We start from the raw sequence: 14,804 nt of genomic DNA, 5'->3' as shown, positions 1-14,804 counted from the left end.
AGGTTAACATGGTGACGAGGTTGTAAGTGCATGTTTTCCCCTACTTAGCCGCTCCACTAACATCCAACATCTGTCATCTGTCATCTCATTTCTGTACCAAGGTTGAAGGTTTCTCAACTCTTCTCCCCTTCCATTGGTAGCTGCCAAAGCGGCCCAGCCAGCCGGCAATGATAGTGTACACAATATGGTGCAGTTGCAACACATGAAACCAGTTGAGCCATTGCTGCTGCTGAAAAAACTGCGCTACCGGTGCCAGAAACAAAAACTCCACCATGGTTTTAAGCACCAGTGCCAAGCCAAAGGCCAACAACAGTTTGGGCATAGCCGCCACCAGGCCAACAATCAAAGCCAATAGTAAGCTTACATTCAGCACATACACCAGCAGCAACACAGCAATGATGCGTTTGTCCTGATAGTATGCAGCCTTACTGGCCCAGCGGATGCGCTGCTGAAAAAAGGCTTTCCACGTAGGGCAAGGCTGCGTGTACACAATGGCATCCGTGCTTTTGAGCCAGCCTACAGCATCAGGATAGCGTTGCCATATTTTATGCATCAACAGCATATCATCGCCGGTAGGCAATGCGTCTATACCTGCAAAACCATTTACTTCTTCAAACGCTTTTTTACTGTACGCAATATTGGCGCCATTGCACATGGCATGAAACTTTTTACTAACGCTGGCTGCCGTAATACCCTGCAAGGTTAAAAAATCGAGTACCTGAAACACCTGCAATACCTGCTGCTGTTTGGCAATGTATTGAACCGGCGCTGCTATGAATTGCCAGCCTTTTGTTTCGTGAGCATGCACCAAAGTCATGAGCCAGTTGGGTCCCACAGCACAATCGGCATCGGTGCATACAATGAGTTGGCCTGTAGCTTTAGAAATGCCATACTCGATGGCTCTTTTTTGTGCGATTGTGCAGCTGGCGGCACCGAAACCACTTGCACAAATGCATGCTGGTGAGCAAAGGTTGTTGCAATGGCAGCAGTATCATCTTCCGATGCATCATCAAGTACAATGATTTGTAAAAAGTTGGCAGGAAAACGTTGCGCCACAAGGCTTTTGAGGCAGGCAGCAATATTGGCGGCTTCATTGCGGGCCGGCACCAACACAGTTACTGTAGTGTTGGGTTGATAATCTGCCGGCACTTGCGGATACAAGGGCAACGACTGCCACGCAGACTTGTACCACAGCACCAATGCTGCATACGCTACGGCTAATAAAATGATTGCATACCACCACCACATGGCTGCAAGATACGGGAGGCGCTGCGCTATTGTATGGGCATAAAAAAAGCCTCCCGAAGGAGGCTGAGATTTTTTTGAAGCTTGGCTTACCAACGGCTCTTGTTGTAGGCAGGGCGTGCAGGACGCTCTTCACGAGGACGGGCTTCGTTTACACGGATAGCACGACCATCGGCCATAGCACCATTCAACTCAGCAATTGCTTTGTTAGCAGCAAGCTGTGTCGGGCATTTCAACAAAACCAAAACCGCGGCTGCGGTTGGTGTCACGGTCAATTACAACACGTGCACTTGAAACTTCTCCGTAAGGAGTAAAAAATTCTCTCAGGTCTTCGTCTTGTACAGCGAAGCTCAGGTTCGAAACATAAATGTTCATCTGATTAGCAGATAAAAAATGAAAAAAATACTTGAGGCAAAGGCAAATAACGAGGGAGGCGATACTAACTAACCAGAACGGCTGAGCAGATAAGACTGACCTGAAAAAATGCAAATAACTCAAATTGACCGGGCGAAGGTAAGTGTATCAGATTAGAATGGCTGTTAATGTTTTGTGACCACGTTCTTTCTCTACTTCAACCACTCGCATGCTTTCAGGCATTTTGCGCAGGCAAATCCACAGTCTTTACTGGTTCTCTTTTGCAGCTTTATGAATTTTTTACTTTTTTTGGTTGGTCTTCATTATGCACACCATAACACAAACTCATGAAACAGCTTTCCCTGCTAGCGATTAGCTTCTTCTGCACTCTTATATGCCATCAAAGTCTTGAAGCACAAAACGTTGGTATAGGTGTGGCTACTCCTACTGAAAAACTGGATATAGCCGGCGTTGTAAAAAGCACCGGCATTAAAATTGCCGGTCAAAATGTTCTTGAACTGGGAAGCGGTCTTACCAAACAAACAGACAATGGCAAACTGGGTTTGAATGTTTTTGGCGAAGCCAATACGCTCAGCATTGTAGGTGGCGGCACCGATGCTAACGGCATTGATCGACGGATAAAAATGTGGGCTGACGGCGGCACCATATTTACAGGTGGTGCGCAGTTTGGCAATAATGTAGGTATTGGTACAGCACCTGGCAGCTTCAGGCTGGTACTTCGTTCTAATAACAGTAACCTGCTGTCACTGGAAAACAGTACCGCCATGGGCACTAACGTTGCCACAACACTCAATTTTGGCGGATCCAATTATACTGCGGCACAAATACAATCGATAGGCACCAGTAGCAACACTGCCCGGCTGGGCTTTTTTACAGGGTATAGTTTTTCTGGTGGTCTTCATTTGATGCAGGAACGACTTAGCATTGCCAACAACGGATATGTTGGCATTAACACCAGTAGCCCCGAAACAAACCTTCATGTACGTGGCAATATCCGAATTACAGATCTTGTAGGAACGGGTAACCGCCCCATATATGCCGATGCGCAAGGCAACCTGACCGACTCAGCAGCCAGCTATACGCTGATGCTAAATGCGGCAGATTTCATGCCGGTGAGTACCAATAGCAACAGCTACCTTACTGTAGACAGATCCACGCCTGGCAGCGAGTTATATTACTTCAGAAATACTACCGGTGGCGCAACCGCCGGGAGTGGGTATTTTACCACTCCGCTTAATTTACCCAAGGGTGCCCGAATCACAGAAATAACCGTATACTACAGAAGCAAGAAGCCCGAAAACAACCTTGATGTATCGAACCTGGCATACAAAATGGGGGCCATGGTATACAGCCAAGGTGTAGATCCAACCTTTGGCGGTATCAGCGTAAAGGCAAAACTCATTACTGATAGCGATTACTCCATATCTACCAGTACCTGGACGGTGAGCGGAGGTGGCGCAGCAGTATCAGGCACCACTAAAACAGCAGGCAACCTATTTACACCAACAGATGGGTTGTCTAATTCGCTGGTGATTTGGAGCCACTGGATGCAGGCTGGCGGAACAGCCTATAGCACCACAGACTTTATGAACTATAGCTTTTGGCCCAATAATGGCGGACTAATGTTTCATTCGGTAAAGCTGACCTACTCTTTTTGAAATAAGGCCTCACTTCAATCGCTAAAACAAATGCAGGACTGGTGCAGTCACTGGCTGATTGTATTGCCAGTTGCTGAAGGGCTGGGCGATGCGGAGGGCCCCGCAGCAGGCGGGGGTGCGTAGCCACAGGCGGAGCACGGCACCCCGGTGCAGCGCCTACCCTAGCCGGGGCATGCACCTGGCCGACAGCCCCAAAAAACATTCACTTTTTAGCGATTTGGATTTTTGAATGAACCGCCTATCTTTGAATAGTTGCATAAACAACTATATGTCAAACAACCAATTCAGAAGAGGCGAACTCTACTTTGTGATTACGGGTGTGGCCAACACCGCCCTTGCCCGCCGGCTGCAGCGCCATTTCAGAGACAATGGCATTGAGCTAACCGTAGAGCAATGGAGTGTGCTGGTACACCTGTGGAAGCAGGACAATGTGAGCCAGCAGGAGCTCTGCCACAAAACTTACCGCGACAAGCCGAGCATTACCCGACTGTTAGACAACCTTGAAAAAATGGGTTTGGTAGAACGCAAGGGAACGCCCGACGACCGCCGCATCAACCGCATTTGCCTCACCGATTTGGCCCGTGACCTGCGTGACCGCACCATGGCACTGGCCAACCTCACCTTGCTGGAAGGCCTGGAAGGTGTGCCGCCAGAAGACATTGAAGTAACCCGCCGGGTGCTCACGAAAGTGTATGAAAACCTGAATTTGGTGGTGGCGGGAAACTAGTCAATAAGGAATAAGCAATAAAGAATAAGGAAGTGGAAAGAACATTGCCGAACCACTCCCAACAACGGAAATAAACAACGATCAAATCATAAAAACCGCTTTGCCATGAGTACCGAACTGAAGCCCACTGCCGCTGCCCTGAAGGGTGCAGAATGGCTGGTGAAAGAAACCAATCCCGCCGACGTGTTTATTCCGGAAGATTTTTCGGAAGAACAGCAAATGATTATGGATATGTGCCAGCAGTTTCTGGATACAGAAGTACTGCCACACATCGACCGCATTGATAAAATGGAACCCGGCCTGATGCCGAGCCTGATGGACAAGGCCGGCGAGCAGGGCCTGCTGGGCGTAAGCATTCCCGAGGAGCTGGGCGGCTTGGGCAAGCCCTTTATTGAAAGCATGATTGTAGCCGAAGGTCTGGGTGGCGGCTACAGCTTTAGCGTGGCCATGGCGGCGCATACCGGCATTGGCACCCTGCCTATTTTGTACTTTGGTACCGATGCGCAGAAAGCCAAATACATACCCAAGCTGGCCAGTGGCGAGTGGAAAGGTGCTTATGGCCTGACCGAACCCAACAGCGGCAGCGATGCCCTGAGTGCAAAAACCGTAGCCAAGCTGAGTGATGATGGCCAGCATTACATTTTGAACGGCCAAAAATGCTGGATTACCAACGGCGGCTTTGCCGATGTGTACACCGTGTTTGCCAAAATTGATGGCGACAAATTCACCGCTTTTATAGTGGAGCGGGGCATGGAAGGTTTTACCCAAGGCAGCGAAGAACACAAGATGGGTATCAAAGGTTCATCTACCGTGCAGCTGTATTTTCAGGATTGTAAAGTGCCGGTAGAAAATGTGCTGGGCGAAATTGGTCGCGGCCACGTGATTGCCTTCAACATTTTGAACATTGGCCGACTGAAACTGGATGCTGCTGCACTGGGCGGCAGTAAGCGCAGCCTCGACATTACCATTCAATACGCCAATACCCGGGAGCAGTTCAAACAACCCATTAGCAACTTTGGCGCCATCAAGCACAAGCTGGCCGAAATGGCCATTCGCTGCTGGGCCGATGAAAGTGCGTTGTACCGCACCAGCAAACTCATACAGGATAAAGAACATGAACTGCAGGCCGCTGGCAAGAGCTTTGCCGAAGCCTTGCTGGGTGCCGCAGAAGAATATGCCGTGGAATGTGCGGTGATGAAAGTGCATGGTAGCGAAACCCTCGACTTTGTGGTAGACGAAGGCGTACAGGTGCATGGTGGCAATGGCTTTAGTGATGAATATCCGATTAGCCGTGCTTACCGCGACAGTCGCATCAACCGCATTTACGAAGGCACCAACGAAATCAACCGCCTGCTGAGTGTAGACATGGTATTGAAACGTGCCCTCAAAGGCAAGATAGACCTGATGACACCAGCCATGAATGTGATGAAAGAACTCATGAGCATTCCTGATTTTGGCGCTGAAGACGAAGGCATGTTTGCTGCCGAAGTAAAAGCCATCCAAAACATGAAGAAGGCTATTTTGATGGTATCGGGCGGTGCGGTGCAAAAACTGATGATGCAGCTGGAACACGAACAAGAAGTGCTGATGCACATTGCCGATATGAGCATTGCCACTTATGTAGCTGAAAGCTGCTTGCTGCGGGTGCAAAAGCTGGCCAACCTACGTGGCGAAGCCGCCGTAGCATTGGATACCGACATGATGCGTTGCTACCTGAACGATGCCGTTGATTTGGTAAACAAGCATGGCAAGGAAGCCATCAATGCTTTTGCCGATGGCGATGAACAACGCATGATGTTGCTGGGTTTGAAACGCTTCACCAAATACGGACCGTTCAACAGCAAAGACGCCCGCCGTCGCATTGCTGACAAGCTCATCAGCGAAAACAAGTATTGCTTCTAGTAGTCAATCAGATTTTAGTACACAGGCTGTCTCGTTCAAATCGAGGCGGCCTTTTTTTATGCATAAAAAATCAAGCCGGCGATTGTGTGGATTCTCCGGTTTCATCTGGAGCTAACGTATGCTGCAGTTGTGCATTTGTATGACAGTTGTCGCCATCGCAGCAGGGTAAGGCATTGATGCCGCATACACTACACTGATAGTGCCCGTGTACATGTACCAGCGAAGCGGGATGTCCGCAAAATTGACAAGGTTGCATGGCTGCAAAATAAAACGCCGCATGATGCATGCGGCGTTTTGTATTCCACCATTCTATTGCTGGCTGTGGAAAGTTTAGAAGTCTTCTTCCTCAGAATACACCATGATTTGAACACGCCATTTTCCACTTGTTTCCAAATACATGCCTGCTTCTATTACTAAAAACTCAAAGCCTTTGGCAACGGGAGTTTTTGGAACTATGTAATAAATAGATGACTTGTCTTTTTCTTCAATCGGTAGTTTTTCTAAAACAACACCAGCTCGTGTTTTCATGATGTCAGCCACCAGGCTTGTGAGTTTTGCAAGAGCAGCTTGCTTGGTGCTATACCTGTCAAAAATGGATGTAAACTCCACGTGGTCATTAACAAAACCATCTGTCAAGAAATTGTTGTAGGAGCCGGCAAGATGAATCTTGCTTTCCCAATCTTTAAAAGTAGCATTGGGCTCACTGGTCTCCTTCCCTTTTATGTTATCGAAATTGCCGGGATATCCTTTGATAATTGTTTCAAACTGTGTTACAAAATTGCCGGTGGCTACTGTTTTACCAGCATTGGTGTTGGTATTACTACCGCTTCCACCGCCCAGCACTCCGGTAATGGGCTTGGTGCGGCCATCATCACCACCATTACCAGTTCCACTACCGCTGCTTGTTGCTTGCTTTACATTTACAGTGGCTTTCACTTTGTCGCCCATGCTCAAACCACTGCGACCATACACCATGTAAATATCATGCTCTCCTCTGCAAGCGGCCGGCATGTGTCCGTTCTTGTTCATTGGAATCCACAACAACACTTTATCACTACCAATATCTGCAATGTGATAGGCTACATAATCTCTAAATCCTTCCCGGTAATTGCTGCGGCTGCTAAATGTGCTGATAGCAGAAGGCCAGCCACTTTCTACAGCACGTTTCAAAATTTCTGCCGCTGCGGCATTGCCGTAGGTATTGCGCAGCCAGTTGGCCACTCCGCTCTCATCAGACTCTAAATTGTAGGTAGAATACAACTGGCCGGGATCAGTAATTTTAGTAGCCCTTCCCTGATTGCTCTGCGTACCGCCACTGGTTAACGGTTTTGTATTGCTGCTGGCACCTCCGGGTTTCATTTTTTGACCCAGATTAACAGCTGACCGCCTGTACACCATGTAAATATCATACGGCAAACGCAGGTCACTGTCTACATTCTGGTTATCATTCTTAGGCAACCACAACAGCACTTTATCTGTTCCTACATCAGCTACATAATAGGTGTTGTACTGTGTAAATCTTTCCCGCTTGCCATCTCTTTTGGACAGCGTATTGATGTTTTCCGGCCAGCCATCTTCTTTTGCCAAATTCAATATTTGATCGACTGTGTAATTGCCCCATTCACTGCGCCAACTGGAAACCTGATCGGGATGGCTACCACTCAAATCGTACGTGGAGTACAAATCGCCAACCGTTACTATTTTGGTGTATTTACTGTTGCTGCTACCAGAGCCCCCACCCAAGGTACCAGTAGTAACTGGCTGTGTGGATGTACCGCTGGTAGTAGCAGCGCCTTCCTTATAGCCGGTCCAGGTGCGGGTGGTTTGATCAAAAACCAGTACATGCCGTTGGCATAGCCGCAGTTGAATTTGGTATACAGCGACACGCCGGATGGAATAGCCAGTTTTTGTCCCAACTGGCCTGTCATGCTATAGAGCTCTATCATGCGGGTAGCGGTATTTACCACGCCTATTTCCATACCGGTTGTGCCCGTATAAAAGACCGTGCTGTTGTTGTAATCATCTGCATTGAAAGAGCTCATGCCTGATTTTTTGCGCATTTCCTGCAGCGACAGTGACTCTTTTACTTCACCGCTGATGACATCGTAGAAATAAATATCGCGGCCATCAAAAAACAATACCTGGTTGAGCTTGGCTGCAAATGTGCCCACACTTTGCGGGTCGGGCTGCGAAGCATTTTCCATGATGACGCGATGATCGGTTGGAATGCCATTGCCATCGAGGGTATATTCAAACCAACCATTTTCGCCATAGGCATTGCCCTGCAATTTGGCCTTGCGGGTGTTGAACCACAAACCACGTACATCGGCCAGTGTTTCCACTTGTCCGCCACTCACCAGGTACCCTTGCTCGTTGAATACACAAAGCGGGTAACTCGTATTGCCGGCCATGGCCGCATAATATTTTTTGTTGACAGAATGGAAGGCAATGGCTGCTCCGTTGGAACCACCATCTCCCTGCATTTTCAACTGCATTACTTTTTGCAGCGATTTGGTTGACTGTGCCATGGCATGGCCGGCCAGCATCAGTAAAACAAGGGTTAAAAAGCGTAGGCGCATATTGGGATCAAATTTAGGCATGAAGGTGAATGATTGCACAATGCAACCCAATACCCAACCATGGGTATTATCTGTTTTGGCTGATGTGTGGAAGAGGGGCTTAGCTGAGTGGCTGTCGGGCAGTATTTTTCGCTGTACCTTTCCGGTACAAAATCTCATCACCATGATCACTACCACTACCAACAGTATTGAAGGTCGGCCAATTCAACAATATATTGGCATTGTAAGTGCAGAAACCATTATTGGCGCCAATATTTTCAAAGATTTGTTTGCCGGCATCCGCGACATCGTAGGTGGCCGCAGCGGCACTTACGAAAGAGTGATTCAGGAGGCAAAAGCCACCGCCATGAACGAACTTACCGGCAAGGCACAAGCCATGGGCGCCAATGCTGTGGTGGGCGTAGACCTCGATTTTGAAACCATTGGCAGCGGCGGCAGCATGCTGATGGTAGTGGCTACGGGCACTGCGGTGAGAATTTGACAATTGGTTCATTAGCTAATTTGAAAATGTGCTAATGAAAAACGGCACTTGTGGATGAACAGGTAGCCCTGTTATTATTCATGCATTGCAGTTACTGCAGCTAACTTGTAAATAACAAACAGCCAGCAATAGATTTGCTGGCTGTTCTATTTTTCTAATTGTTTCTTATTAACTCGTCAACCATTCACTTCCCCGCATTCAGCGTTTGCCATAGCAAATCTTTCAACTCGGTTAGGCCCTGCTGCAACACCGAACTGATGAACACCAGCGGATATTCCGATGGCATTTCGGCACGAATGGCGGCTTTTAATTCATCATCCAGCATATCGCTTTTGCTGACGGCAATCACGAAATCTTTTTGCAACATTTCAGGATTGTACTCTTCGAGTTCATTCAGCAAAATTTCGAATTCTTTGCGGTGGTCCTGACTATCGGCCGGTATCAAAAACAGCAGCACAGAGTTGCGTTCGATGTGGCGCAAAAAACGATGGCCCAAACCCTTGCCTTCCGCAGCTCCTTCAATAATACCGGGCAAATCGGCGATGCAAAATGAACGGTTGTCGCGGTAAGGCACCATGCCCAATTGCGGGGTAATGGTGGTAAATGCGTAGTCGGCAATTTTTGGTTTGGCCGCAGTAATAACGCTCAGCAGCGTACTCTTACCCGCATTGGGAAAGCCCACCAAACCCACATCGGCCAGCACTTTCAGCTCCAAATATTTCCAGCCTTCCACGCCATCTTCACCGGGCTGTGCATACTCTGGCGCCTGGTTGGTAGCGGTGGCAAAATGCTTGTTGCCCAAACCACCACGGCCACCTTTCAGCCAAATTTCTTGTTGGCCGTCGTGCAGTATTTCAATTTCCTTCTCCCCTGTTTCTTCATCAAAGGCTACGGTACCCAATGGCACTTCTATGATGATGTCTTGTCCATCGGCGCCGGTGCAGAGGTTTTTATCGCCACCCTGACCGTCGCTGGCAATTACGTTTTTGTAGTAGCGCAGGTGCAGCAATGTCCACAGCTGGGCATTGCCCCGCAAAATAATGTGGCCGCCGCGGCCGCCATCGCCGCCATCCGGACCGGCTTTGGGGTTGAATTTGGTGCGGGCAAAGTGCCGGCTTCCGGCGCCGCCGTGTCCGCTTTTGCAAAACACCCGGATGTAATCAATAAAGTTTGTTTTTTCCATGAAGGGGCCAAAGGTCGTACATTTTTTGCCGACGCCCCAAGTTGCCACTATTCTGGCAGCATTTTACAGCTTGCCGGCACACATTTCTTGCATTTTTTCCAGCAATAACTTCCACATCTTTTCCGCATCGGCGGCATCAAAATCCTGATGCTGCAACTTACGGATACCCATGTGCGACAGCTCTATGTGCAACTGTGGCACTAACCCCTGCTGTGCCAAACAAGCACGGGCACAAGCCAGTGCACAGCCATCAACGGCTACCAACGGCCGGCCGCTACGGGCCTTGTGTACCAAAGGTTTCACGCCAGCACCTACACCGGCTATGCACGACATTTCGGCCACCTGTTCTCTATCGGCACGTAGTGCCAAATGATTGGCCAGCTGTGCGGCACTACTACAACCAGAACAGGAATAAATGAGGGGTTGGGCCATTTGCTTTTCTTTCATACTGCGTTGATTTTGTCATTTCGCAGTCAAATAAAAGTATTTATTTACTTTTATTAAAAGTTTAGGGTAGTTTTGTTTTTGCAAACACAAAGCACTCATAAAAACAACTCAACCATGGCTCAGCAAGAACTGGATGTAACCCAACTGGAACCCAAATTGAAACACCCAACCATTTTTGATCGTTTTGCCCTGTTGGAACCGGGCGAAACTTTGCTGATACATAATGACCACGACCCCAAACCGCTCTATTACCAAATGCTGGGCGAACTGGGTAATGTTTTTCATTGGCAATATCTGGAAGAAGGCCCCGATTGGTGGCGGGTAAACATTACCCGCAGGGCCTTGGCCGAAGGCGAATCAACGCTGGGAGAAATAGCTGCCAAAGACCTGCGCAAAGCACAGGTGTTTGCCCGCAATGGCATCGACTTTTGCTGTGGTGGCAAAAAAACCTTGCAGGAAGCCTGTACCGAAAAAGGGCTGGACATGATGCGCATCGAAAAAGAACTGGAGCAAGCTGCACAATTGCCAACTCAACGTGCATTGCCGTATGATGAATGGTCGCTGGATTTACTGGCCGATTACATTGTGCAAACGCACCACAGCTTTATGCGCCAATCGCTACCTCAACTGGTAAGCCTTTCGCAAAAGGTAGCCGAAGTGCATGGAGCCCACCATCCTGAATTGTGGGAAGTAGCTGCTTTGGTAACTGCTACAGATACAGAACTGGCCGGTCATTTAATCAAAGAAGAACGGGTGTTGTTTCCTTATGTAAAGGCATTGGTAAAAGCCAGCAGCAAGCGATGCACCGGCACAAGCTTCCGTATTCGACAGTGTGCAACAACCTGTGAACATGATGGAAATGGAACACGAAGTGGTGGGTGGATACCTGGCCAAACTACGCAGCATTACCAACAACTATTCTTTGCCTGCAGATGCCTGCAACTCGTACAAATTGCTGTACGACCAACTGGAAGCTTTTGAAGCCGACACGCATTTGCATGTACACCTCGAAAACAACATTTTATTTCCAAAAGCAGTACAGCTGGAACAAAGCCTGACTGCTGCATAAATACAAGCAGTATGGAATCAAAAGCCGTTGTACCTCAACCACTAAAGCGCCATGCGGCGCTTCAGTCTTACTCTCGTGATCATCATTTTGGTTTGCTGCTGGTGTGGAAACTGCGCAAAGGTTGCCGCAAAGGCATTGCAGCCAAACGCATGCAAGATTATTTGCAGTGTAGTTTGCAGGCAGAACTGTTGCCGCATTTCAGAGATGAAGAACAGTTTTTGCTAACGCATTTACCCGCAGGTGATGACTATGCCAACCGCACATGGCAAGAGCATGCAGCACTGGAACAGTTAGCAGCCAGTTGGACCAACGCAGCTGCTACGCATGAGGACTTGCTTCGCTTTGCCGACCTGCTGGAGGCGCATATCCGTTTTGAAGAACGGGGCTTATTCAGCTATCTGCAATTGCAGTTGGATGCAGCCACGCTGCAGCAACTGGAAGCCATTGACCGAACCGCCAGAGAAGATGTTGACAGCCAATGGCCAGATTTGTTTTGGCTCGATAATCAAAAAAAATAAATACATGAGCACAACCATTGAGTATACCGAAACAACCGTCATCAACAATGCGGCCGAATGGGTGGCGCTTGATGTACGCAGTGTATTAGCCGGCGGTACGGATCCTTTGCAACTGATACAAAAAACTATACGAGAACTTAGCCCAACACAGGGGTTGGCACTTACAGCTCCGTTTGTGCCCACACCACTGGTGCAGTTGCTGAGCAAGCAAGGCTTTGCAGCACACAGCCACCGCTATGCCCCCGATGAAGTAACCACCTGGTTTTGGCGGCCAGTGGAAGCAGTTGATGCTGCAGTAACCAGCAAGCACAACGGTGAAACAAACCGGGAAAGCATTCAAGAAAGATTTGGCACAAATATGCAAACGATAGATGTTCGTGGATTGCCCATGCCACAGCCCATGTTGCAAATACTGGCTGCTGTAGAAAAGTTGCCAGCAGATACAGCTTTAAAAGTGCTGCACCAACGGATACCGGTGTATTTGCTACCTGAGCTGGCTGCCCGGAATATTGGCTACGCCATTAGCGAAACGACGGATAACGGAATTGAATTGCTGCTGTACAAAATGTAACCGTGCCGCAATCGCAACCACATACTGCCCCCCTGTTTGTATTACCGTTTTATGGATATGCTGCAATTTCTCTACTGGTATCATTAGGCTTGTTGTGGTGGTCGGTACCTAACCTCGATGGTCATTTTTTTCAACCCAAATTATTGGGCATTGTACACCTGATGGCATTGGGCTGGGGCACCATGATGATACTCGGTGCCAGCCATCAATTGCTGCCTGTGTTGCTTGGCAATGCATTGTACAGCCACAAACTGGCAATGAGTAGTTTTGTACTGGCAGCATTGGGTATTCCTTTCTTAGTGGTTCGCTTTCTGCAATTTCAAATGGATGTATGGGCTTTGGCTGGCGCTGCTGGCATCATCTTTGCCATCATTGCCTTCTTCATCAATTTGCTGCAAAGCATGCGGCAGCAACCACAAAAGGATGTACATATTTGGTTTATGCTGGCAGCTACCATTTGGTTGTTGCTAACCATGCTGTTGGGCTGGTTGTTGTTGTATAATTTTTCGCATCCCATTTTACCCAACAATTCATTGCACTACCTGAGCCTGCATGCACATATAGGATTGGCTGGTTGGTTTTTATTACTTGTTATGGGGGTGGGTTCAAGATTGATACCCATGTTTTTAATAGCACAGGTAAACGACAACAAAACACTATGGCACATATTCCTTGTAATGAATGCATCGCTATTGTTGTTTGTAATTGTGTTTTGCCTGGCAATGCCTTTACCCTGGTTGGCAGCACCCTTCGCCGGCATCGTTTTTTCCATGCTGCTGTTTGCCAACTATATACGCCACGCATACCGGCTACGGGTAAGAAAAAGCATTGATACCCCAATGAAACTTTCACTGGTAAGTGTGTTGTTGATGCTGCTGCCATCGCTGCTACTGGCGGCGGTGTTACTGCTGCAAACAACGGCATCCGGCGCAGCCATCACCAGTTTGGTAAAACTGTACGGCTTCTTACTATTTTTCGGATGGTTGAGCACCCTCATCATCGGCATGACGTTTAAAACCCTGCCGTTTATTGTATGGAGCCAGCATTACAGCAAAGCAGCAACTACAAAGCAGCACATCAATCCGAACGATTTGGTGCAACATACAACAGTAAAATATATGATGCTCTTGTATGTAACCGGCTTGTTGCTGTTTGCATGTAGCATGTTGCTGCAAATACTATGGGGCTTGCACCTTGCAGCAAGCCATCATGCTGGTGGCAGGAGTGCTGTATACCTGGCTTGTGTATCAAATGATTGCTCACCAACCTGCAAAATGATATGTACGCCATCACTACCAACCGACCCGATTACTGCGCCCAAGCAGTGGAGCAACTTTACTCCGTACTCGATCCGGAAATGGGAGTGAGTGTGATTGATTTAGGATTGATAGAACAAATAGATGTGGATGTAGCAGCGCAAAAAATATATTGCCGGATGACGCTCACTACAGCTTTTTGCCCATTGGGAGAAGCCATTACCAATCGGGTACAGCAGGCGCTGCAAGAAACCTTTCCGAACTTCAGTGCAGCAGTAACGCTGGACTTCGACAGCCGCTGGACACCCGACCGCATCAGCGAAACCGGTAAATCCATTTTGGATCGATAAATTGTGCCCCTATGTTGAGCATTACTTGTAAAGCCGCTATCAAATCCGTGTTGTATTTAGCCAGCCATGTGGCAGGCACACAACGCTTTGGCATGGTGGAAGTAGCCGCTGCTATTGATGAAAACGAACATACCGTAGGTAAGCTTTTACAAAAGCTGGTGAAGGCCAACATCATTCACAGCGCCAAAGGACCCAATGGCGGCTTTTACATTACTGATGTGCAATTGGCGCAGCCAATTATTCGCATAGTACACGCTATAGATGGAGAAGAATTGTTTACTGCATGTGGCCTTGGATTGAGCCAATGTTCGCACCTGCATCCCTGCCCCATCCACAACGATTACAAAAAAGTACGGGATGGATTTGAGCAACTCTGTCGCCAGAAAACGATTGCAGATTTATGCAAACCAGTTACAGATGGCGCTGCTTTTTTAGTAAGCTAA

Annotated in this window: 17 protein-coding genes and 1 pseudogene; 11 read left to right on the top strand and 7 right to left on the bottom strand. The window is 48.2% G+C overall.

Features of this window, described 5'->3' with window-relative positions:
* Positions 1-85 precede the first annotated feature (85 nt).
* The 3 genes from GLV81_RS19830 to GLV81_RS21520 form a co-directional block, all read right to left on the bottom strand.
* The gene (locus GLV81_RS19830; protein WP_281350846.1) at positions 86-862 is read right to left on the bottom strand and encodes a glycosyltransferase family 2 protein; all 777 of its coding nucleotides are present in this window, start codon (positions 860-862) and stop codon (positions 86-88) included.
* A complete protein-coding gene (locus GLV81_RS21015; protein ID WP_157476594.1) occupies positions 814-1,248 on the bottom strand; it encodes a glycosyltransferase family 2 protein in 435 nt (144 codons plus the stop codon). Before GLV81_RS21015 ends, GLV81_RS19830 begins: the two co-directional genes overlap by 49 nt.
* A gap of 204 nt (positions 1,249-1,452) precedes the next feature.
* Entirely contained in the window at positions 1,453-1,620 is a 168-nt protein-coding gene (locus GLV81_RS21520) for an RNA recognition motif domain-containing protein (RefSeq protein WP_343030578.1), read from the bottom strand.
* Between the two features lie 326 nt (positions 1,621-1,946).
* Between GLV81_RS21520 and GLV81_RS02595 the strand changes: the two genes are divergently transcribed.
* The 3 genes from GLV81_RS02595 (at position 1,947) to GLV81_RS02585 (ending at position 5,907) form a co-directional block, all read left to right on the top strand.
* Positions 1,947-3,278 (top strand): hypothetical protein, encoded by a 1,332-nt coding sequence (locus GLV81_RS02595; protein WP_197428874.1) that lies wholly within the window; start codon positions 1,947-1,949, stop codon positions 3,276-3,278.
* 268 nt (positions 3,279-3,546) lie between these two features.
* The gene (locus tag GLV81_RS02590; RefSeq protein ID WP_157476590.1) at positions 3,547-4,005 is read left to right on the top strand and encodes a MarR family winged helix-turn-helix transcriptional regulator; all 459 of its coding nucleotides are present in this window, start codon (positions 3,547-3,549) and stop codon (positions 4,003-4,005) included.
* Positions 4,006-4,110: 105 nt separating this feature from the next.
* Positions 4,111-5,907, top strand: coding sequence for an acyl-CoA dehydrogenase family protein (locus GLV81_RS02585; protein WP_157476588.1), 1,797 nt, complete (start codon positions 4,111-4,113; stop codon positions 5,905-5,907).
* Positions 5,908-6,237: 330 nt separating this feature from the next.
* Here GLV81_RS02585 and GLV81_RS02580 read toward each other — a convergent pair whose 3' ends face one another.
* Together GLV81_RS02580 and GLV81_RS19160 are read right to left on the bottom strand one after the other, a co-directional pair.
* Complete coding sequence (locus GLV81_RS02580; RefSeq protein WP_197428873.1) at positions 6,238-7,650, bottom strand: hypothetical protein; 1,413 nt, start codon at positions 7,648-7,650, stop codon at positions 6,238-6,240.
* Entirely contained in the window at positions 7,605-8,507 is a 903-nt protein-coding gene (locus tag GLV81_RS19160) for a hypothetical protein (protein ID WP_197428872.1), read from the bottom strand. The genes GLV81_RS02580 and GLV81_RS19160 overlap by 46 nt, the downstream gene beginning before the upstream one ends.
* Before the next feature lie 19 nt (positions 8,508-8,526).
* Here GLV81_RS19160 and GLV81_RS02575 point away from each other — a divergent pair, with 19 nt between their 5' ends.
* Positions 8,527-8,967: a heavy metal-binding domain-containing protein gene (locus tag GLV81_RS02575; protein ID WP_343030577.1), complete on the top strand. Its 441-nt coding sequence runs from the start codon at positions 8,527-8,529 to the stop codon at positions 8,965-8,967.
* A 184-nt stretch (positions 8,968-9,151) separates the two neighbouring features.
* Here the strand turns inward: GLV81_RS02575 and obgE are convergent, their stop codons facing one another.
* Positions 9,152-10,150, bottom strand: a complete 999-nt coding sequence (gene obgE, locus GLV81_RS02570; RefSeq protein ID WP_157476584.1) for a GTPase ObgE — start codon at positions 10,148-10,150, stop codon at positions 9,152-9,154.
* Between the two features lie 63 nt (positions 10,151-10,213).
* Positions 10,214-10,597, bottom strand: coding sequence for a putative zinc-binding protein (locus tag GLV81_RS02565; RefSeq protein ID WP_197428871.1), 384 nt, complete (start codon positions 10,595-10,597; stop codon positions 10,214-10,216).
* A 114-nt stretch (positions 10,598-10,711) separates the two neighbouring features.
* Here GLV81_RS02565 and GLV81_RS21515 point away from each other — a divergent pair.
* The 7 genes and pseudogenes from GLV81_RS21515 to GLV81_RS02535 form a co-directional block, all read left to right on the top strand.
* Positions 10,712-11,053 (top strand): annotated as a pseudogene (locus GLV81_RS21515) (DUF542 domain-containing protein); the annotation flags it as partial.
* Between the two features lie 394 nt (positions 11,054-11,447).
* Positions 11,448-11,666, top strand: a complete 219-nt coding sequence (locus GLV81_RS21005) for a hemerythrin domain-containing protein (RefSeq protein ID WP_343030576.1) — start codon at positions 11,448-11,450, stop codon at positions 11,664-11,666.
* Positions 11,667-11,677: 11 nt separating this feature from the next.
* Positions 11,678-12,184 (top strand): hemerythrin domain-containing protein, encoded by a 507-nt coding sequence (locus GLV81_RS02555; protein ID WP_157476582.1) that lies wholly within the window; start codon positions 11,678-11,680, stop codon positions 12,182-12,184.
* Positions 12,185-12,188: 4 nt separating this feature from the next.
* Positions 12,189-12,755: a DUF2249 domain-containing protein gene (locus GLV81_RS02550; RefSeq protein ID WP_197428869.1), complete on the top strand. Its 567-nt coding sequence runs from the start codon at positions 12,189-12,191 to the stop codon at positions 12,753-12,755.
* A gap of 2 nt (positions 12,756-12,757) precedes the next feature.
* Positions 12,758-14,122 (top strand): cytochrome C oxidase subunit I, encoded by a 1,365-nt coding sequence (locus GLV81_RS02545; RefSeq protein ID WP_157476578.1) that lies wholly within the window; start codon positions 12,758-12,760, stop codon positions 14,120-14,122.
* A complete protein-coding gene (locus GLV81_RS02540; RefSeq protein ID WP_246186198.1) occupies positions 14,080-14,361 on the top strand; it encodes a metal-sulfur cluster assembly factor in 282 nt (93 codons plus the stop codon). The genes GLV81_RS02545 and GLV81_RS02540 overlap by 43 nt, the downstream gene beginning before the upstream one ends.
* 11 nt (positions 14,362-14,372) lie before the next feature.
* Positions 14,373-14,804 (top strand): RrF2 family transcriptional regulator, encoded by a 432-nt coding sequence (locus tag GLV81_RS02535; RefSeq protein WP_157476573.1) that lies wholly within the window; start codon positions 14,373-14,375, stop codon positions 14,802-14,804.

Origin of the sequence: Phnomibacter ginsenosidimutans (assembly GCF_009740285.1) — a bacterium.
GTDB lineage: Bacteria > Bacteroidota > Bacteroidia > Chitinophagales > Chitinophagaceae > Phnomibacter > Phnomibacter ginsenosidimutans.
Note: the sequence above shows the minus strand (reverse complement) of the source record. Positions and strands in the feature narration are given on the sequence as shown.